Source organism: Pseudomonas sp. TE3644 (genome assembly GCF_056278815.1).
Window position 1 is genome coordinate 5,166,083 of the sequence record NZ_JBWBQF010000001.1, and the last position, 22,473, is coordinate 5,188,555.

At 63.3% G+C, this 22,473-nt stretch carries 21 protein-coding genes; 6 read left to right on the forward strand and 15 right to left on the reverse strand.

The features are described from left to right. Positions 1-321 precede the first annotated feature (321 nt). Both ACZ9GA_RS22820 and ACZ9GA_RS22825 read left to right on the forward strand, forming a co-directional pair. On the forward strand, positions 322-1,623 hold the full coding sequence (locus tag ACZ9GA_RS22820) for an MFS transporter (protein WP_457360638.1): 1,302 nt from the start codon (positions 322-324) through the stop codon (positions 1,621-1,623). A 34-nt stretch (positions 1,624-1,657) separates the two neighbouring features. After that, complete coding sequence (locus ACZ9GA_RS22825; RefSeq protein ID WP_457360637.1) at positions 1,658-2,839, forward strand: M20 aminoacylase family protein; 1,182 nt, start codon at positions 1,658-1,660, stop codon at positions 2,837-2,839. Positions 2,840-2,942: 103 nt separating this feature from the next. Here the strand turns inward: ACZ9GA_RS22825 and pdxJ are convergent, their stop codons facing one another. From pdxJ to rpoE, 11 genes are all read right to left on the reverse strand, one after another. Continuing rightward, on the reverse strand, positions 2,943-3,683 hold the full coding sequence (gene pdxJ, locus ACZ9GA_RS22830) for a pyridoxine 5'-phosphate synthase (RefSeq protein ID WP_027977008.1): 741 nt from the start codon (positions 3,681-3,683) through the stop codon (positions 2,943-2,945). Between the two features lie 42 nt (positions 3,684-3,725). Continuing rightward, positions 3,726-4,409 (reverse strand): DNA repair protein RecO, encoded by a 684-nt coding sequence (gene recO / locus ACZ9GA_RS22835; protein ID WP_457360636.1) that lies wholly within the window; start codon positions 4,407-4,409, stop codon positions 3,726-3,728. Positions 4,410-4,547: 138 nt separating this feature from the next. Beyond that, positions 4,548-5,450 carry a GTPase Era gene (gene era, locus ACZ9GA_RS22840; RefSeq protein ID WP_457360635.1) on the reverse strand — a complete coding sequence of 301 codons (903 nt, stop codon included), beginning with the start codon at positions 5,448-5,450 and terminating at the stop codon, positions 4,548-4,550. After that, on the reverse strand, positions 5,443-6,132 hold the full coding sequence (gene rnc / locus ACZ9GA_RS22845) for a ribonuclease III (RefSeq protein ID WP_027977005.1): 690 nt from the start codon (positions 6,130-6,132) through the stop codon (positions 5,443-5,445). Before rnc ends, era begins: the two co-directional genes overlap by 8 nt. Continuing rightward, positions 6,129-6,506, reverse strand: coding sequence for a DUF4845 domain-containing protein (locus ACZ9GA_RS22850; protein WP_457360634.1), 378 nt, complete (start codon positions 6,504-6,506; stop codon positions 6,129-6,131). The genes rnc and ACZ9GA_RS22850 overlap by 4 nt, the downstream gene beginning before the upstream one ends. 69 nt (positions 6,507-6,575) lie before the next feature. Further along, positions 6,576-7,430 carry a signal peptidase I gene (gene lepB, locus ACZ9GA_RS22855; protein WP_457360633.1) on the reverse strand — a complete coding sequence of 285 codons (855 nt, stop codon included), beginning with the start codon at positions 7,428-7,430 and terminating at the stop codon, positions 6,576-6,578. Between the two features lie 5 nt (positions 7,431-7,435). Then, a complete protein-coding gene (gene lepA / locus ACZ9GA_RS22860; RefSeq protein WP_457360632.1) occupies positions 7,436-9,235 on the reverse strand; it encodes a translation elongation factor 4 in 1,800 nt (599 codons plus the stop codon). A 274-nt stretch (positions 9,236-9,509) separates the two neighbouring features. Then, positions 9,510-10,946, reverse strand: a complete 1,437-nt coding sequence (locus ACZ9GA_RS22865) for a DegQ family serine endoprotease (protein WP_457360631.1) — start codon at positions 10,944-10,946, stop codon at positions 9,510-9,512. Positions 10,947-11,215: 269 nt separating this feature from the next. Next, a complete protein-coding gene (locus ACZ9GA_RS22870) occupies positions 11,216-12,175 on the reverse strand; it encodes a MucB/RseB C-terminal domain-containing protein (RefSeq protein WP_457360630.1) in 960 nt (319 codons plus the stop codon). A gap of 9 nt (positions 12,176-12,184) precedes the next feature. Then, the gene (locus ACZ9GA_RS22875; RefSeq protein ID WP_027976999.1) at positions 12,185-12,781 is read right to left on the reverse strand and encodes an RseA family anti-sigma factor; all 597 of its coding nucleotides are present in this window, start codon (positions 12,779-12,781) and stop codon (positions 12,185-12,187) included. Between the two features lie 31 nt (positions 12,782-12,812). Continuing rightward, positions 12,813-13,394 carry an RNA polymerase sigma factor RpoE/AlgU gene (gene rpoE / locus ACZ9GA_RS22880; RefSeq protein ID WP_003252049.1) on the reverse strand — a complete coding sequence of 194 codons (582 nt, stop codon included), beginning with the start codon at positions 13,392-13,394 and terminating at the stop codon, positions 12,813-12,815. 1,029 nt (positions 13,395-14,423) lie between these two features. On the opposite strand from rpoE, the gene nadB reads away from it, so the two are divergent. Beyond that, a complete protein-coding gene (gene nadB / locus ACZ9GA_RS22885; RefSeq protein WP_457360629.1) occupies positions 14,424-16,040 on the forward strand; it encodes an L-aspartate oxidase in 1,617 nt (538 codons plus the stop codon). Here the strand turns inward: nadB and ACZ9GA_RS22890 are convergent. Then, positions 16,009-16,461, reverse strand: a complete 453-nt coding sequence (locus ACZ9GA_RS22890) for a protein YgfX (RefSeq protein ID WP_457360628.1) — start codon at positions 16,459-16,461, stop codon at positions 16,009-16,011. The genes nadB and ACZ9GA_RS22890 overlap by 32 nt on opposite strands. Continuing rightward, positions 16,445-16,699 (reverse strand): FAD assembly factor SdhE, encoded by a 255-nt coding sequence (locus ACZ9GA_RS22895; RefSeq protein ID WP_457360627.1) that lies wholly within the window; start codon positions 16,697-16,699, stop codon positions 16,445-16,447. Before ACZ9GA_RS22895 ends, ACZ9GA_RS22890 begins: the two co-directional genes overlap by 17 nt. A gap of 320 nt (positions 16,700-17,019) precedes the next feature. Here ACZ9GA_RS22895 and ygfZ point away from each other — a divergent pair, with 320 nt between their 5' ends. Next, entirely contained in the window at positions 17,020-17,961 is a 942-nt protein-coding gene (ygfZ, locus tag ACZ9GA_RS22900) for a CAF17-like 4Fe-4S cluster assembly/insertion protein YgfZ (protein ID WP_457360626.1), read from the forward strand. A 47-nt stretch (positions 17,962-18,008) separates the two neighbouring features. Beyond that, positions 18,009-18,812, forward strand: coding sequence for an HDOD domain-containing protein (locus ACZ9GA_RS22905; protein WP_457360625.1), 804 nt, complete (start codon positions 18,009-18,011; stop codon positions 18,810-18,812). 124 nt (positions 18,813-18,936) lie between these two features. On the opposite strand, the gene ACZ9GA_RS22910 is transcribed toward ACZ9GA_RS22905, so the two are convergent. Both ACZ9GA_RS22910 and ACZ9GA_RS22915 read right to left on the reverse strand, forming a co-directional pair. Further along, complete coding sequence (locus tag ACZ9GA_RS22910) at positions 18,937-20,325, reverse strand: sensor histidine kinase (RefSeq protein ID WP_457360624.1); 1,389 nt, start codon at positions 20,323-20,325, stop codon at positions 18,937-18,939. Next, entirely contained in the window at positions 20,318-20,989 is a 672-nt protein-coding gene (locus ACZ9GA_RS22915) for a response regulator (RefSeq protein ID WP_457360623.1), read from the reverse strand. The genes ACZ9GA_RS22910 and ACZ9GA_RS22915 overlap by 8 nt, the downstream gene beginning before the upstream one ends. A gap of 487 nt (positions 20,990-21,476) precedes the next feature. On the opposite strand from ACZ9GA_RS22915, the gene ACZ9GA_RS22920 reads away from it, so the two are divergent. Continuing rightward, positions 21,477-22,466: a Bug family tripartite tricarboxylate transporter substrate binding protein gene (locus ACZ9GA_RS22920; RefSeq protein ID WP_457360622.1), complete on the forward strand. Its 990-nt coding sequence runs from the start codon at positions 21,477-21,479 to the stop codon at positions 22,464-22,466. The last annotated feature ends 7 nt before the right edge of the window (positions 22,467-22,473 follow it).

Genomic DNA, 22,473 nt, shown 5'->3' on the forward strand with positions numbered 1-22,473 from the left:
CTACAGATTGTACTAGAGGTTTGCGCAAGGGGTTTACCGCTGCGCCGGATGAGCCCCGGATAGCCTCTATACCGGGTGCCTCTTCCCACTCGCGCCCCATCACCTGCCTGGCACAAAGCCCCCGCGTTACCCATCTGCCCACCTCGCCGGCACCACATTCGCGCATCGCGAGTCGAAAATGCCCACAACCACTGTTCACCCCGACCTACGGCGACAGTCATCGGCACCAACGGTTGGGGCCTTGCATAAAAGCGATGTGCAGTTTGCGGCCCGCTGTTCAACACTCCGGCTCACCACGATCCCGGGTTCAGGAACATCGCCATGAAGAGCACCCCCGCCAGTGATTTGCCCCTCCACCCCAGCCCGGCCACGGCCTCGCTGCAAGCGCGCAAGATGCGTCGCGTGGTCATCGCCTCGTCGCTGGGCAACGGCCTGGAAATCTATGATTTCACCGTGTACAGCTTCTTTGCCGTGATCATCGGCAAGTTGTTCTTCCCCGGCGAATCCGCGCTGGCGTCGTTGCTGATGTCCCTGGCCACATTTGCCGTGGGCTTTCTGATGCGTCCGCTGGGCGCAGTGCTGATCGGCCGCGTGGCCGACCGACGCGGGCGCAAGGCGGCGCTGTCGCTGACCATCGCGCTGATGACTGTGGGCACCGGCATCATCGCCTTCACCCCCACCTATTCGAGCATCGGCATCGCCGCTACCCTGCTGCTGGTGTTCGGCCGCCTGCTGCAAGGCCTCTCGGCCGGCGGCGAGGTGGGCAGCGCCTCGGCGTTCCTGATGGAGTCGGGCAGCACCGCCAACCGTTGCTTCATGGTCAGCTGGCAGGGCGCCAGCCAAGGTGCTGCGGCCCTGCTGGGTGCGCTCACCGGCCTGCTGCTGAGCAGCAACCTGAGCCCCGAGGCCCTGGAAAGCTGGGGCTGGCGCGTGCCATTCGTGATCGGCCTGCTGATCGGCCCGGTGGGCTGGTTCATTCGCCAGCACCTGGACGAAACCCATACTGAAACCGCCGACACCCCGTCCCTGACGCAACTGCTGCGTGAACAGAAGGGTACGCTGTTGCTGGGCATCATGTGGATGGCCGCCTCCACCGTCAGCATGTACATGGTGGTGTTCTACATGCCCACCTACCTGGTGCGCACCCTGCACTACCCCAGCAGCTTCGCCTTCGCCCTGGTGTGCCTGGCAAGCGCCCTGCTGGCGGTGATCCCGCCGGTGGCCTCGCGCTACGCCGACCGCCTGCCACGGCGCAAGCCCCTGCTGTACTGGATCGCCGGGCTGGCGCTGGTGTTCGCCTACCCCGCGTTCCTGCTGCTGGGCCTGCAAAGCACCTGGCTGTGCATGCTGGCCATCGCCCTGCTGATCATGCCCATGGCCGTGGGCGTGGGTGCCAGCTTCGCCATGCTGATGGAGGCCTTCCCCCGCGAGCAACGCGTCACCGGGCTGTCGGTGATCTACAGCTTCGGCGTGACCCTGTTCGGCGGTTTCTCGCCGCTGCTGGTGACCTGGCTGATCGGCCTCACCGGCAACCCGCTGACCCCGGCCTTCTACCTGATCGCCACCCTGATGCTGAGTCTGATCGCCCTGCGCCTGTTCCCGGAACATCCCGGCCGCGCCTGAGCCCCCTCTTTACTGCCAGAAAAAGGAAGCAACCGTGAGCAACCTGATCATCAACCAGAAACTGCAAGCCAGCGCTGAACATTTCGCAACCATCCGCCGCGACATCCACAGCTTCCCGGAGTTGGGCGGCGACGTACCTCGCACCGCCGGCCTGGTGGCCGAAATGCTCGGCGCCTGGGGCTATGACGTGCACACCAATGTGGGCGGCCACGGCGTAGTAGGCGTGCTCAAGCGCGGCACCGGCACCCGCAGCCTGGGCATCCGCGCCGACATGGACGCCCTGCCGATTGTGGAAAAGAACGGCCTGCCCTGGGCCAGCCAGCACCAAGGGCGCATGCACGCCTGCGGCCATGACGGCCACACCGCCACCCTGCTGGCCGCTGCCGAACAACTGGCCCTGCACGCCGAATTCGACGGCACCCTGAACCTGATTTTCCAGCCGGACGAAGAAGGCCTGGCCGGCGCCAAGCAGATGATCGACGACGGCCTGTTCACCCGCTTCCCGTGCGATGCGGTGTACGCCTACCACAACATGCCCGGCGTGCCGGTGGGCAAGGCCGTGGTGCAAGCCGGTGGCTTCATGGCGTCGTCCGAGCGCGTCACCATCACCCTGACCGGCCGTGGCGGCCACGGCGCCATGCCGGAGCGGGCGATCGACCCGGTGCCCGCCCTGGCCAGCATCATTACCGCGCTGCAAACAGTGATTTCGCGCAACCTGTCCACCGATGACGCGGCGGTATTGAGCGTGGGCATGGTGCAGGCAGGCACCGCTTACAACATCATTCCCGAGACGGCCAAGGTGATGCTCAGCGTGCGCACCGCCGACCCCGCCGTGCGTGCCCGGGTAGAGAAGCGCATCCGCGAGATCGTCGAAGGGCAAGCCATCAGCTTCGGCGTGAAGGCCGAGATCGACTACCAACTGCTGGCGCCGGTACTGGTCAACAGCGCGGCCGAAACCGAACGCATGCTGGGCGTGGCGCGTGATGTGCTGGGGGCCGAGAACGTGCTGCAGAAGATGCCGGTACGGATCATGGGCAGCGAGGACTTTGCCTGGATGCTGGATGAGAAGCCTGGCTGCTATTTCATTCTGGGCAATGGCACGGGGGAGTTTACCGGGTGCTCGGTGCACAATGATCATTACGACTTTGACGACGCCGTGATCCCGCTGGGGGCGGCGTGCTGGGTGGGGTTGGTGGAGGGGTATCTCAAGGGTTGAACCGTAGCCGCTGCCGAAGGCTGCGCTGGCCCTGATGTGCACTGAAGATCTGCAGTGCACATCAGGGCCAGCGCAGCCTACCGGCAGCGGCTACAGGGCGAAATCAGCGGGCAGCCGCCACGATCAATTGCTTCATCTCGGCCACCGCCGATTTGAAACCAACAAACAATGCATGGGCCACCAGCGCGTGGCCGATGTTTAGTTCATTGATCCCCTTGATCGCCGCCACGGCCTCGACGTTGTGGTAATGCAGGCCATGGCCGGCATTGACGATCAGGCCCTGGGCCACGCCAAAGGCCACGCCGTCGGCGATGCGCTTGAGTTCTTCGGCTACTTCGGCCGGCGTTTGCGCATCGGCGTAACGACCGGTATGCAGTTCGATAGCCGGCGCACCAACGCGCTTGGACGCCGCAATCTGACGCTCGTCGGCATCGATGAACAACGACACCTCACAGCCGATCTTGCTCAGGCGCTCCACCGCTGCCTGGATCCGCGCTTCCTGGCCTGCCACGTCAAGGCCGCCTTCGGTGGTCAGTTCCTGACGGGTCTCCGGCACCAGGCACACGTGGGCCGGGCGGATGCGCTCGGCGAAGGCCAGCATTTCTTCGGTGACGCCCATTTCGAAGTTCATGCGCGTCTGCAGCACGTCCTTGAGCAGCAACACGTCGCGTTCCTGGATGTGCCGGCGGTCTTCGCGCAGGTGCACGGTGATGCCGTCGGCGCCCGCTTCTTCGGCGTCCAGCGCGGCCTTGACCGGGTCAGGGTAGCGGGTGCCGCGGGCCTGACGCAGGGTAGCGACGTGGTCGATGTTGACGCCGAGAAGAATGCGATTGCTGGTGGTCACGGGAGCGCTCCTTGGAATTGAGACCCCAAGGATACGTGGTGCTCACGGCTTGCGAAACAGTTCCCGACTGACCAGCGGACGACCGCCCAAATGTACGGCCAGCGCCTGGCGCATCAGGCGTTTGGCGGCGCTCAATGCGCCCGGGGTAGCCCAGTCGGCTTCGGCCATGGCCAGCAGCGCGCCGCCACTGAACAAACCGGGCTGTACCAGCCACACCCGCTCAAGCCCGGCGTCTACCTGCAAGCGGTACATGCCGTCGGCTTCCACCGGGTCGCCGTTGATGTCGGTGTCCAGGGCAAAGCTGTAACCCAGCTCGTCCAGCAGCCGCCATTCGAAGGCGCGCAGCAGCGGTTCCAGCGGCCGGCCGGCGGCCAGGGCCTGGAGGGTGGCCGCGTAGGCGTCGTAGATGACCTGGTTGGGGTCTTCGGCGGGTAGCAGGCGGATCAGCAACTCGTTGAGGTACAGGCCGCTGAACAGTGCATCGCCGACCATCCAGGCGGCCACGCCCACGGTTTCCATGCGCCCGACGTTCTTCAACTCACCTTTGCCGCGAAACTCGGCCTCCAGCGGCACGAATGGACGTGCCTGGGTGCCGGCCTTGCTGCGCGCGCTGCGCAACACGGCGCGCAAGCGGCCCTGGGGGGTGAGGAAGTCGACCAGCGCGCTGTTCTCGCGGTAGGGGCGCGAGTGCAGGACGTAGGCGGGTTGCAGGATGGGGGTGGACATGGGAGCCTCTCGAAACAACGTAGCCGCTGCCGAAGGCTGCGCTGCCCCTGATGTGCACCGAATATCTCCAGTGAACACAAGAGCCAGCGCAGCCTGGCGGCAGCGGCTACAGGGGCGTCGGCGCCCTTGGTGCAGCGATCAGAGGTCGCCGTAGCCCAGCGAGCGCAGGGCGCGTTCGTCGTCGGACCAGCCGCCTTTCACTTTCACCCACAGGTTGAGCATGACCTTGGAGTCGAACAGCAGCTCCATGTCCTTGCGCGCTTCCATGCCGATGCGCTTGATGCGGTCGCCCTTGTCGCCAATGATGATCTTCTTCTGACCATCACGCTCCACCAGGATCAGGGCGTGGATGTGCAGGGTTTTGCCCTGCTGCTTGAACTCTTCGATCTCGACGGTGATCTGGTACGGCAGCTCGGCGCCCAGCTGGCGCATGATTTTTTCGCGTACCAGTTCGGCGGCCAGGAAACGGCTGCTGCGGTCGGTGATCTGGTCTTCGGGGAAGAAGTGATCGTTTTCCGGCAGGTGCTTGGCGATCAGGCCTTCCAGCGCGTCGAGGTTGTGACCCTGCTGGGCCGACACCGGGACGATCTCGGCGTTGGGCAGCTGTTCCTGCAACCAAGTCAGGTGCGGCATCAGCTCGGCCTTGTCCTCGATACGGTCGGTCTTGTTGATGGCCAGGATCACCGGGCCCTGCACGTACTGCACGCGCTCAAGCACCAGCTGGTCTTCGTCGGTCCACTTGGTGCGGTCCACCACGAAGATCACCACGTCGACGTCTTTCAACGCCGCCGAAGCCGTCTTGTTCATGTAGCGGTTGAGCGCCTTTTCGTTGCTCTTGTGCATGCCGGGGGTGTCGACGTAGATCGCCTGGATCTCGCCCTCGGTCTTGATACCGAGCATGTTGTGGCGAGTGGTCTGCGGCTTGCGCGAGGTAATCGCCAGCTTCTGACCCAGGATGTGGTTGAGCAGCGTGGACTTGCCCACGTTCGGGCGGCCTACGATTGCGACGTAGCCACAACGGGTTGGGGTTGTATCAGTCATTGCCATTCTCCACGCCCAGGGCAATCAGTGCTGAAGCGGCCGCTACCTGTTCGGCAATGCGACGGCTTACGCCCTGACCCCGGCTTTTTTCGTTCAAAAGGGTCACTTCACATTCGACGAAAAACGTCCGGCAATGCGGTTCGCCCTGGATGTCCACCACTTCGTAGCGCGGCAGTTCGCAGCTACGCGATTGCAGGAATTCCTGCAGGCGGGTCTTGGGGTCCTTGTTGGTGTCCACCAGCGTCAGGCTGTCGAACTCGCTGGTCAGCCAGGACAGCACACGCTCGCGGGCCACTTCCATGCCCGAATCCAGGTAGATGGCACCAATCAGTGCTTCCAGGGCATCGGCCAGGATCGACTCGCGACGGAAACCGCCGCTCTTCAATTCACCGCTGCCCAGGCGCAGGTATTCGCCCAGGTCGAAACCACGGGCCAGTACGGCCAGGGTCTCGCCTTTTACCAGCCGGGCGCGCAGGCGCGACAGCTGGCCTTCGCGGGCCTGGGGGAATCGTTCGAACAACGATTCACCCGCCACGAAGTTGAGGATGGCATCACCGAGAAACTCCAGGCGCTCATTGTTGCGCCCGGCGAAGCTGCGGTGTGTCAAGGCCAGCACCATCAGGTCCTGGTCTTTAAAGGTATAGCCGAGCTGACGCTCGAGACGACTTAGGGAAACACTCACGGTTTACGCACGCTGAATTCGTGGTCAAATTTCACCACCAGATCGACATTGCCAATCAGTGGCTCACGCTGTTCGTATTGCAAATGGGCGGCGAATACGTCGTCGTCCAGTGTAACGGTCAAGACCTTCCTTGCGTCCAGGTCGCGGATATTGTTGACCTGCATGCCCGCGTCCACGTGATCGTAGAACGCCCGGACACTGTCGATGGGCTGCGCCTTGTCGGTCGACACCGACGCGATGATCTTCTTCATCGTCCAGTAATCGAAATAGTGCGGCACCACCTTGAAAGCCGTGCTGGCTGCAAACCCCAGCACCGCCAGGATCACCAACCCTCCCAGCAACGATACGCCTTTTTGCGAAGCGGCTTTCATCATCTCAAGCTCCCATCCCTGCTGACGCCTGAAAAGCATTCGGCGCTGTCCACTGGACAGCGCCGCCTGGTGTTACTTGATCAGCCCGACTCGCGAGAAATTCGGCAAGTGGCTCATCTTCGGTTCCGGCCAGCTCATCCAGACCGCGAAGGCCTTGCCGACGATATTGCGGTCCGGGACCATGCCCAGCAGCTCCTTGGGAATACGTGGATCATCCCAGTAACGGCTGTCGTTGGAGTTGTCACGGTTGTCGCCCATCATGAAGTAGTGCCCGGCAGGCACGGTCCACTGATTGTCCGGCGGCATGTGATAACGGCCCATTTCCTCGCGGATCAGGTGCTCGACGTTGCCGAGTTTTTCCTGATACAGCTCGGCAGTGCCCAGGGTGCCTGGCTCGGTACCCAGCAAGGTTTCCGACACCAACTGATCGTTGATGAACAGTTGCTTGTCGCTGGTGTAGCGAATCTTGTCACCCGGCAGGCCGATAACCCGCTTGATGTAGTTGACGCTCGGGTCGCTCGGATAGCGGAACACCATCACGTCACCGCGCTGCGGGTCACCGATCTGGATGACCTTCTTGTCGATCACCGGCAGGCGGATCCCGTACGAGAACTTGTTCACCAGGATGAAGTCACCCACTTCCAGGGTCGGCTTCATGGAACCCGACGGGATCTGGAACGGTTCTACCAGGAACGAGCGCAGGAACAGCACGATGAACAGCACAGGGAAGAACGACTTGCCGTATTCGACCAGCGTCGGTTCCTTGTTCAGTTGCTCGAGCACCACCGGGTCCGGCTCGTTGACACTGCCCTGGTAGTTGGCGATCGCGGTCTTGCGGCGCGATGCCAGGAACACCAGGTCAAACAGGGCCAGCAAACCGCACACGGCTACAGCAATCACCAACAACAGCGGGAAATTTAGAGACATAGGACCTAACTATCCAACCTGAGCACGGCGAGGAAGGCTTCTTGTGGAATTTCCACGTTGCCGACCTGTTTCATGCGTTTCTTACCGGCCTTCTGCTTTTCCAACAGCTTGCGCTTACGGCTGACGTCACCACCGTAGCATTTGGCCAGTACGTTCTTTCTGAGCGCCTTGACAGTGGTCCGGGCCACGATCTGCCCGCCAATGGCGGCCTGGATCGCAACGTCGAACATCTGGCGAGGAATCAGTTCTTTCATCTTCTCGGTCAGCGCACGGCCCTTGTAGTGGGCGTTGTCGCGGTGAACGATCAGGGCCAGGGCGTCAACCTTGTCACCGTTGATCAGCACGTCCAGCTTGACCAGGTTGGCCGACTGGTAGCGATCGAAATGGTAGTCCAGGGAAGCATAGCCGCGGCTGGTGGATTTCAGGCGATCGAAGAAGTCCAGTACCACTTCGTTCATCGGCAGGTCGTAACGCACCTGCACCTGGCTGCCGAGGAACTGCATGTCGCGCTGTACGCCACGCTTCTCGATGCACAGGGTAATGACGTTGCCCAGGTGCTCTTGAGGCACAAGGATAGTGGCCGCCACGATCGGCTCGCGGAAATCTTCGACCGACGACACGTCCGGCAGTTTGGACGGGTTGTCGACGTAGATGGTTTCGCCGGTCTTGAGCACCACTTCGAAGATTACGCTTGGCGCGGTGGTGATCAGGTCCAGGTCGTACTCGCGCTCCAGGCGCTCCTGGATGATCTCCATGTGCAGCATGCCCAGGAAGCCGCAACGGAAGCCGAAGCCCAGGGCGTCGGAGCTTTCCGGCAGGTACTGCAACGACGAGTCGTTGAGGGTCAGCTTGGACAGCGCGTCGCGGAAGTCTTCGAAGTCTTCGGAGCTGACCGGGAACAGGCCGGCGTATACCTGCGGCTGGATACGTTTGAAACCAGGCAGCACGGCCACGTCGGGGGTGCTGCTCAGGGTCAGGGTGTCACCCACCGGTGCACCGTGAATGTCCTTGATGCTGGCGATGATGAAGCCTACTTCGCCGGCTTTCAGGTCTGCGGTGGCGGTGTGCTTGGGGGTGAACACGCCCACGCTGTCGACCAGGTGCACCTTGCCGGTGGACTTGACCAGAATCTTGTCGCCCTTTTTCACCCGGCCATGGCGCACGCGTACCAGGGACACGACGCCCAGGTAGTTGTCGAACCAGGAGTCGATGATCAACGCTTGCAGCGGATCTTCGATGTTGCCGGTAGGGGCCGGGATGTCCTGTACCAGGCGCTCGAGCACGTCGATCACGCCCATGCCGCTCTTGGCGCTGCACGCGACGGCGTCGGTGGCGTCGATGCCGATGACCTTCTCGATCTCGTCCTTGACGCGATCGGGGTCGGCCTGGGGCAGGTCCATCTTGTTGAGCACGGGCATCACTTCCAGGCCCTGCTCGATGGCGGTGTAGCAGTTGGCAACCGACTGGGCTTCTACGCCCTGACCGGCATCGACCACCAGCAGCGCGCCTTCACAGGCGGCCAGCGAACGGCTGACTTCATAGGTGAAGTCGACGTGGCCAGGGGTGTCGATGAAGTTCAGCTGGTAGGTTTTACCATCCTGAGCCTTGTAGTGCAGCGTGACGCTGTGGGCCTTGATGGTAATGCCACGCTCACGTTCCAGGTCCATGGAGTCCAGCACCTGAGCTTCCATCTCGCGATCGGCCAGGCCGCCGCACATCTGGATGAACCGATCGGCCAGCGTCGACTTGCCATGGTCAATGTGGGCGATGATGGAGAAATTGCGGATATGACTCAAATCACTCACGGGTCAACACTCGAAAAGGCTGCGGGCTGGACGCCCAACGAAAAATAGCCGGGAATTGTACCTGAATAACGGGGTTGTGTGGGAGACGGTTGATCATGAAGATCCTCGCCAGCCCTGTAGCAGCTGCCGCCAGGCTGCGCTGGCCCTATGCCCCACCTTGGAATCTTCAGTGAATTGGCGGGCCAGCGCAGCCTGGCGGCAGCGGCTACAGGAACCATTTGGGTACAAAAAAGGGCGGTCAATGACCGCCCTTCCCTGCTTCAGGCTACAGCGATCACTCGCTCAGTTTGAAGGTGATGAAGCTCGCACGGCCCTGGCGCAGCACGCGCATGGACACCGAGCGGTTCTTCGGCAGGCCCTTGGCGATGTCGGTGAATTCCTTCGCCGAACCGATGGCCTGGTTGTTCAGGTGGGTGATCACGTCACCCGGCTGCAGGCCGATCATGGCCGCCGGGCCGTCCTGGACGTCCTTGATGACCACGCCGCTTTGCAGGTCCAGCGACTTTTTCTGATCAGCGGTCAGGTCGGCCACCGAAACACCCAGGCGGTTGCTGTTGCTTTCCGCCTGGGCCTTGCCGCCGGCGCCGGCGATGATGTCGTCGTCATTGGCCGGCATGGCACCGACGGTTACGTCGATGGTCTTGCGCTTGCCTTCGCGAACCACTTCCAGGCTGGCCTTGGCGCCGGCCTTGAGGCCACCCACCAGGTGCGGCAGGTCGGCGGACATGATGATCGGCTGGCCGTTCATGCTCAGGATCACGTCACCCACTTGCAGGCCGGACTTGGCCGCAGGACCGTCCTCGACCAGCTGGGCCACCAGGGCGCCTGCCGGCTTGTCCAGGCCAAACGACTCCGCCAGGTCCTTGTTCACTTCCTGGATGACCACGCCCAGCCAGCCGCGGCTGACCTTGCCGTCTTTCTTCAGCTGGTTGGCAACGTCCATGGCGACGTCGATCGGGATGGCGAACGACAGCCCCATGAAGCCACCGGAACGGGTGAAGATCTGCGAGTTGATGCCCACCACTTCGCCGTTCATGTTGAACAGCGGGCCACCGGAGTTGCCCGGGTTGATGGCCACGTCGGTCTGGATGAACGGCACGTAGGCGTCATTGGGCAGCGTACGGCCCTTGGCGCTGACGATGCCCTTGGTAACCGAGTGATCGAAGCCGAACGGCGAACCGATGGCCAGCACCCACTCGCCTACCTTCAGCTTGTCGGAATCGCCCAGTTTCACGGTCGGCAGGTTCTTGCCGTCGATTTTCAGCACGGCCACGTCGGTGCGCGGGTCGGTACCCACCAGCTTGGCTTTGAGCTCGCTGCGGTCGGACAGGCGCACGATGATTTCATCGGCGTCGGCAATCACGTGGTTATTGGTCAGCACGTAGCCATCATTGGAAATGATGAAGCCCGAACCCAGGGACTGGGCCTCGCGCTGGCGATCACCGCCCTTGGGGCTGCGCGGCGAGCGCGGCATGTTGCGGAAGAAGTCGCGGAAGGCCGGAGGCAGGTCATCCAGGTCCGGCATGTCGCCGGCGGCATTGCTGCGGTCAGGCAGCTTCTGCGTGGTACTGATGTTGACGACGGCGGGTGAGGCCTGCTCCACCAGGTTGGTAAAGTCAGGCAGCGCCTCGGCCTGGGCGGTGACAGCCTGGCCGAGCATCAGCACGGCGGCGCACACGGTCAGGTAGTTCTTCAAGCGTAGTATCGACATACGGCTCCCGTATTTAACGAGCGAGGTTTAGCAAAGGGGTTCGCCAGACGCACAAAACCCGGGCACTGCCGCAAGGCAATGTCCGGGTCCGGGTTTGTCGGCAGTGGCGATCCTGAAACAGCAGACAAGGCCAGACCCTTGAGGGTCTGACCTATAGAAAAATTCAGGGGGTTTTGCAACCTGACTGACAGAAATTTCATTTCGACATCCTTTGTAATGGATGCCGTGGCGCACTCCCTGCACGCCCCTTCCTGCTCAGCATTGCCGCCTCAATTCTTGGCCTGGGCGTCTTGGGCGCGCATCGACAGGGCGATGCGTTCGGCAGTACCGATCGGGATCTCGCCCACCACGGTGACCATCACCTCACCCGAAGGTGTGGTCAGGCGCCGCGAGACAGCCGAGGTAGGCCCCAACTGCGTCCGCGTGTCAGTGCCTACGGAGCCATTGAGGGGCTCCAGGAACACCGAGAAACGCGCCAGGCCATCGTCATACATCAGGCTGGTGACGGTGGTTTTGCTGTCGGCGTCCTTGCGCGCGGAGCTGCCCGCCAGCTCGAAGCCGGGCGGCAACCAGTCCGAATGCCAGTGGCCAGCGGCGGGGGCAGGCGCTGCGGCCACCACCGAAGGTGCCAACGGCTTGCAGTTGTCACTGGCAGCCAGCTCGGCATCGGTCGGTACGTCGGTGTCCAGGCGGGTGAACTGGAAGCGTTCCAGCAGGCGGCCCTTGTCGTCGAGCAACAACGACTTGAGCGGCAGGCCGGTCTTGCTGTCCAGATGCAATTCGAAACCGTAGCGATGCTGGTCCTTGGGGGTCAGGGTGACGATGGTGGCGTCACGCCCGGCAACCCGGGACTGTCCTGCGACTGACAGGTCGTACCAGGACATCAGCTTGAGTGGGTCCAGCACGCGGCCGGATGAATCAGGCGCCTCGCTCACACCGGGAACCAGGGTTCCACTCACGCATTGAGTGCGTCCATTCACACGCACGACTTCCTGGGCGGAGCCATCGAGCTGCAGAAGCCGCTCGCTGACTTTGCCGTTCTGGGCGCGATGCCAGATATCGTGGGTGGAGAAATTGCCGCTGCGCTCGTAGACAAACGTACCCTGGAAGCTCTGCTGCTGCTCGGCCTGGGCCAGGCGGTTAAGCCATTGGGAAGCGTCGGTGGCCGCGAAGGCCGGGACGCTCAGGCAGGAACCGAGCAATAGCGGTAGTAACGGTATGGCGCGCATGAAGCTCCCTTAATGGTTCTCAAGGCTCGCTGCACGTGCATAAGGCAGCGCGCTTTCAGTGCCCTTCAACGCAGCTTCCTGGGCATGCTGGCGCAGGTAGCCTGGCAGACGCTGGTCGTGCGCGCCGGCCTGACCTTGCAGAACGCCGTTGGCCATGGGGCCGGTGCTCTGGTCGGTGCTTTCAGTGTAGCCTGCCAACACAGCCGGGCCCTGTACTTGCGGCATCGATGGTGCCTGCTGGGTAGCCGGTTGTTGCTGGGCCAGCTGGTTGCCGGCAATTTCGTCCTGGTTGTACAGGCGCACGCCTGCCAGCACCGCGACGGTAACCGAGGCAGCCACAGCCAGACGGCCGATGCTGCGCCATGGGCCACGAGAGGCCTTGACCGGTGCGACTTCTTCGGCGATGGCAGCCGACACGGCGGTGGCCAGGTCCAGGCGTGGATCAAGCAGGTCCTTGTGCATTACAGCACGGGCAATCTGATAGCGATTCCAGGTTGCACGTGTTTCAGGATCTTCCAGGGCGTTGATGACCCTGCGCAGTTCCAGTTCGTCCGCTTCGTTATCCATCACCGCGGACAGCGATTCCTGCAAAGCTTCACGACTCATGGCGGTTCCTCTCTTGGCTGTCGCCGCTGTCTCAGGTTTCCTGCAACAAAGGCTGCAGGGCTTTATCTATGGCCTCCCGAGCGCGGAAAATCCGAGATCGCACGGTACCCACCGGACACTGCATGACGCTTGCAATGTCCTCGTAACTCAGACCATCGAATTCACGTAAAGTTAACGCCGTACGCAAATCTTCTGGCAGTTGCTGGATGGTCCGGTGGACGGTGCCCTCGATCTCATCGCGTAACAGGGAGCGCTCCGGAGACTCCAGATCCTTGAGGCCATGATCGCCGTCGTAGAACTCAGCGTCCTCGGAACTCACATCACTATCTGGCGGCCTGCGACCGCGGGATACCAGATAGTTTTTCGCCGTGTTGATGGCGATGCGGTACAGCCAGGTGTAAAAGGCACTGTCTCCGCGGAAATTTCCAAGCGCACGATAGGCCTTGATAAAGGCTTCCTGCGCCACATCCTGGGCTTCATGGGTGTCGTGCACGAATCGCACGATCAACCCGAGAATCTTGTGCTGATATTTCAGCACCAACAGATCGAAAGCTCGCCGGTCGCCGCGTTGAACACGCTCGACCAGTTGCTGATCCTCTTCCTGGGTTAGCATGAACACTCCTCGTTGTACCTGGAGGAGCATTGCTTAAGCCATCGTTCAGGCTTGCAATCATAGACTCGGGCTTTTCGCAAAAGTTCTCCCCTCCAAGCAAGTTTCCTGCGAACCATAATTTGGCTTGCACGAAAACCGCAGCGCGGTCATGGCCGGCTGCGTCACTAATCTTGTCGTCGAATCCGCTTGCAGTGGCTAGCGACTTCAGCCCCACATAAAGCCGACGCCGTTTCCCTTCTCATGGGCGACCGTCTATGGATACCGGGTGAATGCATAAAGTTCCCGGTATTTGCAGGGATCGCCCGCGGACGTTGCGCGATTGCGTAGATAGCGTAGGTGTTTCAGCCGTGTAACAAGGCTCAAGACCGGTAGCCCCCGCGCAATTCGCCCCATCCGTCGGTTCATGCATCTGATATCCCGACCAACGGTATAGTTCCACAACGCCATGAAGGCGTCGCTATTGTGCAGCCGGGGGCGTTCTTATACTAGTAGGTGGCTGCGAGTTCACCTGCCCTCTCAAATCAAAAGCCTTACCAACAAGGCGGACCGGGTGATGCCACAGACATAACTGGCCCGAAACAAACGGTAGGAGCGGCCTGTGGCCGCGAAGCGCCGCGCGGGCGGCGCTCGATCTCAAGAACGCAGCAGCACTCCAGGCATGCACCTCCAAGCCACAACGCGATCCCTATAGCCGCGGCCGCCAGGTCGCGTCGGCGGCGTCCCTGCCTGACCGCGGTGCCCGTGACGCGACCTCGCGGCCGCTGCTACGGGGGAATGCGGTGTTGTTTCGAGGGGCATGTCTTGGGGGCTCTGGTGTTCTTGAGATCGAGCGCCGCCCGCGCGGCGCTTCGCGGCCACAGGCCGCTCCTACCGTTTGTTTCGGGCCAGTTATGACTGTGGCATCTCCTGGGTCCCCCCTGTTTGTCTGGCTTTTGATTTTTGGGGGGCTACGAAGTGAGGATTGCGTACACAGGCCTCCATGGCGGAGACTGCGCCGAAAACAATAGTCGTACCCGCGGAAATACAGACATGAGCCAGCAGTATCAACACGACGTTCTAGTGATTGGCAGCGGTGCCGCAGGCTTGAGCCTGGCCCTGACCCTGCCCGGGCATTTGCGCATTGCGGTACTGAGCAAGGGCGATCTGTCCAACGGTTCGACCTTCTGGGCCCAGGGCGGCGTGGCTGCCGTACTGGACGACACCGACACCGTGCAGTCCCACGTCGAAGACACGCTCAACGCCGGCGGTGGCCTGTGCCACGAAGATGCCGTGCGTTTCACCGTGGAGCACAGCCGCGAAGCCATCCAGTGGCTGATCGACCAGGGCGTGCCCTTTACCCGTGACGATGACCCGGCCCACGACGAAAACAGTTTCGAATTCCACCTGACCCGCGAAGGCGGCCACAGCCATCGGCGCATCATCCACGCCGCCGACGCCACCGGCGCGGCCATTTTCACCACGCTGCTGGCCCAGGCACGCCTGCGTCCCAACATCGAACTGCTGGAACAGCGCGTGGCCGTAGACCTGATCACCGAGCGCCGCCTGGGCCTGGAGGGCGATCGCTGCCTGGGCGCCTACGTGCTGGACCGCAGCACCGGCGAGGTAGACACCTTCGGCGCGCGCTTCACCATCCTGGCCACCGGTGGCGCGGCCAAGGTCTACCTCTATACCAGCAACCCCGACGGCGCCTGTGGCGACGGTATCGCCATGGCCTGGCGCGCCGGCTGCCGGGTGGCCAACCTGGAATTCAACCAGTTCCACCCCACCTGCCTGTACCACCCCCAGGCCAAGAGCTTCCTGGTGACCGAGGCCCTGCGCGGCGAAGGCGCCCTGCTCAAGCTGCCCAACGGCGAACGCTTCATGCCGCGCTTCGACCCGCGCGCCGAACTGGCGCCGCGGGACATCGTGGCCCGTGCCATTGACCATGAAATGAAGCGCCTGGGCGTGGACTGCGTGTACCTGGACATCAGCCACAAGCCGGCCGAGTTCATCACCAGCCACTTCCCCACTGTTTATGAGCGCTGCCTGACCTTTGGCATCGACATCACGCGCCAGGCCATCCCGGTGGTGCCGGCGGCGCACTACACCTGCGGTGGTGTGATGATCGACCAGCATGGCAGCACCGACGTGCCGGGCCTGTACGCCATCGGCGAAACCACCTTCACCGGCCTGCACGGCGCCAATCGCATGGCCAGCAACTCGCTGCTCGAATGCTTCGTGTACGGCCGTTCGGCCGCCGCGCACATCGTCGAGCAACTGCCCCACACCGCCCTGCCCGAGCAATTGCCGCACTGGGACGCCAGCCAGGTGACTGACTCGGACGAAGACGTGATCATCGCCCACAACTGGGATGAGTTGCGGCGCTTCATGTGGGACTACGTGGGCATCGTGCGCACCACCAAGCGCCTGCAACGCGCCGAGCACCGGGTGCGCCTGCTGCTGGACGAGATCGATGAGTTCTACAGTAACTACAAGGTCAGCCGCGACCTGATCGAGTTGCGCAACCTGGCCCAGGTGGCCGAATTGATGATTCGCTCGGCCATGCAGCGCAAGGAAAGCCGCGGCCTGCACTACACGCTGGATTACCCGGACATGCTGCCCGAGGCGCTGGACACTATTCTGGTGCCGCCCACCTACGACGACTGAACTTGAGCCGCACCCGCAAGCGCCGCTGTTCGTCGGCGCTCTGGGTGTCGCCCGGCAGGCACAGACTGCGTGGCCACCACTGCCCCGGCAGGCGAAAACGCAGCACGATCAGCCCCGGCAGGGCCATGCTGTCGGGCAGCAATTGCACGGCCTGCCAGCCCTTGGCGCGGTTCCACAGCGCCCAGCCGCTGGCATCGCGGCGCAGGGCCTGCCAGGCGCGGGGGTGGCTGAGCAAAATCGTGCGGGGCAGATGCCAGGCCGCATGGGCCAGGCATATCAGCAGCCCCAGGCAACGCCACGCGAAGGGGGCGTCGAGCGACAGCAGGCTGAGCATTGCCAGCCCCTGTGCCGCGAGGTAGGCCGCCAGCAAACGCCGCGAGGCGCGCCAGCGGCACTGGAACAGCTTACTTGGGCTGGACACGGTCCAGGATCATGCGAACCATGCGCTGCAGCTCCGGGTCCTCGGATTCGGCGCGCTCCATGAACCAGCCGAACATGTCCTGGTCTTCGCATTCCAGCAGGCGGCGGTAGCATTCGCGGTCCACGTCATTGAGGCTTGGGTACACCTCCTTGACGAAAGGCACCAGCAAGACGTCCAGCTCCAGCATGCCGCGGCGGCTATGCCAGTAGAGCCGGTTGAGTTCAATATCTTCGACCATGGAGCGCTCCTCAAATAGGCAGGCAGTATACAGGGGCTGGCGCTGCGCGGCACTTGGACGCATGTCTATAAATTGCGGTGGCCTTTTCCCGGGCAAAGCCCGGTCCTACACCTTTCGCGGCAGTGGTGTCAGTGAGGCAAAGCTCACCGCTTGAGGCGGACCGCTTTGCGTCCCTGACACCCATTGCCTAATCGGTGTAGGACCGGGCTCTGCCCGGGAATCAGACACCACAATCCAAAACCCTGCAACCATGGCCAGCTACCCATTTCCCCCCCACCCCTCTATGATGTGGATCAGTCTTTTTGCCTTTGCGATGTCCCATGGCCGATTCAGCTTTTTTCTGCGTGCTGTCCCACGAAGGTGTTCTCGCCGTCCGCGGCTCCGATGCCGGCAAGTTTCTGCAGGGTCAACTGACCTGCAACATCAACTACCTCAATGAGCATTACGCCAGCCTGGGCGCGCGCTGCACCCAGAAGGGCCGCATGCAGTCCAGTTTCCGCATTGTGCTGCAGGGCGACGGCGTGCTGCTGGCCATGGCCCGCGAGCTGGTGGAGCCGCAACTGGCGGACCTGAAGAAATACGCGGTGTTTTCCAAGTCCAAGCTCACCGATGAGAGCGACGCCTGGGTGCGCTTCGGCCTGGTCAATGGCCAGGCAGCACTGACGGCCCTGGGCCTGGAACTGGGTCAGGACAGCAACGTAGCGGCCCGTCATGAGGCACTGATCGCCGTACGCGTGTCGCCCGAGCGCGCCGAATTGTGGGTGCCCGCCGAGCAGGCCGAAGCGGTACGACAACAGCTTGAACAATCTCTGAGCGCCCAGGACCTGAACGCCTGGCTGCTGGGCCAAGTCCGCGCCGGTATCGCCCAGGTGATGCCCGAAACCCGCGAATCCTTCATCCCGCAGATGCTCAACCTGCAGGCCGTGGGCGGCGTCAGCTTCAAGAAAGGCTGCTACACCGGCCAGGAAATCGTCGCGCGCATGCAATACCTGGGCAAACTCAAGCGCCGCCTGTATCGCCTGTCGCTGTCCGGCGAGCAGCTGCCCGCCCCTGGCACCGCGCTGTTTTCCCCCACCCATGCCAGCGCCATCGGTGAAGTGGCCCTGGCGGCCCGCACCGAGCAAGGCATTGAGCTGCTGGCCGTGCTGCAGGCCGAAGCCGTGGAAGACGGCAACCTGCACCTGGACAGCCTGGAAGGCCCGCGCCTGAGCCTGCTCGACCTGCCCTACGAACTGGATCGCGATCGCGAGATCCAACGCTAAGCCTGCCCCGGCAGGCCACCACCGCGACCGCGTTCCTGGAAGTCGATATGAGCGAACTGGCCGAAATGGTTCAAGGGCATCTGCTGGCAGCCATCGAAAACGATGACCTGGTCCTGCCGACGCTTCCCGAAGTGGCCCTGCGCATCCGCGAAGCTGCCGAGGACATGGACATCAGCGTCCCTGGCCTGGGCAAGGTCATCGGTCGCGACCCGGCCCTGGCCGCGCGCCTGATCAAGGTGGTGAACAGCCCCATGCTGCGCGCCACCCAGGAGATCACCGACCTCAACGGCGCCATCAACCGCCTGGGCATCAACTACAGCAGCAACCTGGCGATCGGCCTGGTGATCGAGCAGATCTTCCATGCCCGCTCGCCGGTGGTGCAGGCCAAGATGCACGACGTGTGGTGCCAGAGCCTGGAAGTGGCAGGCGTGAGCTACGAAGTGTGCCGCCGTCACACCTCGCTCAAGCCCGACCAGGCGGCCTTGGCGGGCCTGGTGCACCAGATCGGCGTACTGCCGATTCTGACCTATGCCCAGGACCACAACGAACTGCTGTCCGACCCGATTTGCCTGAACCATGTGATCGAACGCATCCACCCGCTGCTGGGGGGGAAGATTCTCAGTGCGTGGGAGTTTTCCCAGCCGCTGGTGCTGGTGCCAGGCCAGTATCTGGACCTGGCGCGCCGCACGCCCGAGGTCGACTACGCCGACGTCGTGCAGATAGCGCGTCTGGTACGCCAGCATGACTACCATCGCCTGCCCGACCTGCCTGCCTATCAGCACCTGAACCTGGGCGAGGAAATGCCGATACCGGCATCAGAGGTCAATATGGCCCTGGGCATGTTCCGGTAGCGTCCACCCGTGCACGCCATGCCCCTGTAGCAGCTGCCGCCAGGCTGCGTCACAGGCGATGCGGTCCGGCAGGCAGTGCGCGTCGCCCGTGACGCGACCTGACGGCCGCTGCTACAGACCCCACCTATGACACCGGATCAGCCACGAAACTGACACGTACCTTCAGCCCGGTGTGCGCGCCATCGTGCAGGCTGATCTGCGCCAGGTGCGCCTTGCAGATTTCGCCGACGATGGCCAGGCCCAGCCCGGCGCCCTTGGTGCTGCGCCGGTAGAAACGTTCGAACACGCGATCGCGTTCGCCCAGGGGGATGCCCGGGCCATCATCCTCCACTTCCAGTATTGCCGGGGCGCTGACGCGCATGATCACGTTGCCCCCCGCCGGCGTATGGGCCAAGGCGTTGTCCAGCAGATTGCTGAGCAGTTCATTGAGCAAGGTCGGCTCGCCGCGCAGCCACACCGGCTGATCGGCTTCCAGCGCCAGCGCCACGCCGCGGGCATGGGCCAGGGGCGCCATGGCCATGCCCAGCTCGCGGGCCAATTGGCTCAGGTCCAGGCGCTGGGCGCCGCCTTCGGCGATGGCCCGGGCGCCGTTCTCGACCCGCGCCAGGGACAGCAACTGATTGGCCAGGTGGGTCAGGCGATCAGCGTCCTGGCCGGCCGCGTCGAGGGTCTGGCGCCACACCTCGCCCTCCTCCGCGCGCAGGCCCAGGGCGATGCGCGCCTTGAGCGCCGCCAACGGCGTGCGCAACTCATGGGCGGCGTCGGCGATGAACTGCGCCTGGCGCTCGAACTGCGCGCGCAGACGTTCGGTGAAATGGTTGAGCGACAGCACCAGCGGCACCAGCTCATGCTGCACGCTGACCACCGGCAACGGCCGCAGGTCATCGGGCTGGCGCGCCTCCACTTCGGCACGCAGGCGCTCCAGCGGGCGCAGCGCGGCGCTGACTGCGAACCACACCAGCATCAGCGCGCCCAGCCCCAGCATGCCCAGGCGCAGCAAGGTGTCGGCCATCAGGCTGCGGGCCATGCGGATGCGCGCTTCCTCGGTTTCGGCCACGCGGATCTCGGCCATGCCGTTCATGTCCGGCTCGCTGACCGCCTTGAGCAGGCTGACCACGCGCACATCCTGGCCCTGGTAACGGCCATTGTAGAAGCGCGCCAACGCCGGGTAATCGTCGGTGCGCGGCGTGCCCTTGGGCGGCGCGGGCAGGTTTTCGTAACCGGAGATCAACTGCTGGTGGATGTCGTTGACCTGGTAGTAAATGCGCCCGGCACTGTCGTAGGCGAAGGTGTCCAGCGCCACGTAGGGCACATCGGCACTCAGGCTGCCGTCGCGCTGGGACAGGCCCGCAGCGATGGTACGCGCCGAGGCCAGCAGCGTGCGGTCGTAGGCGGTATCGGCGGCTTCGCGGCCGTTCCAGTAGGCGCTCAGGCCGCTGGCCAGCATCAGCACCACCAGCAGCAGCGCCAGGTTCCACAGCAGGCGGCCGCGCAGGCTGGGCAGGTTACGCATCGCGGCTCTCAAGCAGGTAGCCCAGGCCGCGGAAAGTGACAATGGCCACGGCCTGGCCATCGAGCTTCTTGCGCAGGCGATGCACATAGATCTCGATGGCGTCGGCGCTGGCCTCCTCGTCCAGGCCGAACACCTGGGCGGCCACCTGCTCCTTGCTCATCACCCGGCCCGGGCGGGCAATCAGGGCTTCGAGCACCGCCTGCTCGCGAGACGTCAGCACCAGCAACTCATCGGCCAGGGTGAAGCGCCGGGTGTCGAGGTCATAGACCAGCGGGCCACAGCGCTGTTGTCGCTCGCCGCCCAGCACGCTGCGGCGCAGCAGGGCCTTGACCCGTGCTTCCAGCTCAGTGAGTTCGAAAGGCTTGGCCAGGTAGTCATCGGCGCCCAGGTTGAGGCCGTGCACGCGGTCCTTGACGTCGCTGCGCGCGGTCAGCATCAGCACCGGCAAGTGCTTGCCGCGCCCGCGCAGGCGCGCCAGCACCTCGAAGCCGTCCATGCGCGGCAGGCCCACGTCGAGGATCGCCAAGGCATAGTCTTCGCTGGTCAGGGCCAGGTCGGCGGCTACGCCGTCCTGTAGCACGTCTACCGTCAGGCCGCTGTTCTTGAGCGCCTGGGCGACGCTTTCGGCTAGGGGGAGGTGGTCTTCGGCGAGTAGCACGCGCATTTTGGGGGGCTCTTTTTTTGGTTTTGGGGGCTTTGGGGGGCTTGGCTTTGTTTTTGTGGTGTATTTGAGATCGCGCGCCGCCCGCGCGGCGCTTCCCGGGCGCAGCCCGGTCCTACATCTGTTTCGGGCCAGTTATGTCTGTAATACCACCTGGTCCGCCTTGTTTTTTCACTGCAGCTTCATAGTGAACCAACAAGGCGGTCGTGGTGATCTCACTGACAGAATTGGCCCGAAACAGATGTAGGACCGGGCTGTGCCCGGGAAGCGCCGTGCGGACGGCGCTCGATCTCAAGAACGCCAAAAAACTCAAGCCGAACACCCCAAGTGTACCCCTCAAAAATCCCCCCAAAACCCAATTTTCGCTTGAAAGGTTAGCGAAAGGTTGCTGACCTAGCATCACCCCACGGCAGGTCCACACCCACGATTCTGCCCCGAAAAACGCCCCGATGCGTTTTCATCAAAACAAGAACAATAAACGGAGTTGCCCATGCTATCGATCCGCTTGCCGGTCTTTGCCCTGGCCCTGGCTGCCAGTTGCCTGACCCTCCCTCAAGCAGCCCTCGCCGCCGAACCCAAGCGCCCGGAATGCATTGCCCCGGCCTCCCCCGGCGGCGGCTTCGACCTAACCTGCAAGCTGGTGCAAAGCGCCCTGGTCAACGAGAAAATCCTCAGCAAACCCATGCGCGTCACCTACATGCCGGGTGGCGTCGGCGCCGTGGCCTACAACGCCGTGGTCGCCCAGCGGCCGGCCGATGGCGGTTCACTGGTGGCCTGGTCCAGCGGCTCGCTGCTCAACCTGGCCCAGGGCAAGTTTGGCCGCTTCGACGAGCACGCGGTGCGCTGGCTGGCAGCGGTAGGCACCAGCTACGGCGCCATCGCGGTGAAAAACGATTCGCCCTACAAGAACCTCGACGACCTGGTGCAAGCGCTGAAGAAAGACCCCAGCAAGGTGGTGATCGGCGCCAGCGGCACGGTGGGCAGCCAGGACTGGATGCAGACCGCACTGATTGCCAAGGCCGCCGGCATCAACCCGCGCGAGCTGCGCTACGTGGCGCTGGAAGGCGGCGGGGAAATCGCAACGGCGCTGCTGGGCGGGCATATCCAGGTGGGCAGCACCGACATTTCCGACTCCATGCCGCACATCCTCAGCGGCGACATGCGCATGCTCGCGGTATTCGCCGACAAGCGCATCGACGATGCGCAAATGAAAGACATCCCCACCGCTCGCGAGCAAGGCTACGACATCGTCTGGCCGGTAGTGCGCGGCTTCTACCTGGGGCCAAAAGTGAGCGACGCCGATTACGATTGGTGGAAGGCCGCGTTCGACAAACTGCTGACCTCCGAGGACTTCGCTACCCTGCGCACCCAGCGCTCGCTGTTCCCATTCGCCATGACCGGGGCCGAGCTGGACAGCTACGTCAAGAAACAGGTTACCGAGTACAAGGCCCTGGCCAAGGAATTCGGCCTGATCCAGTAACCTGACG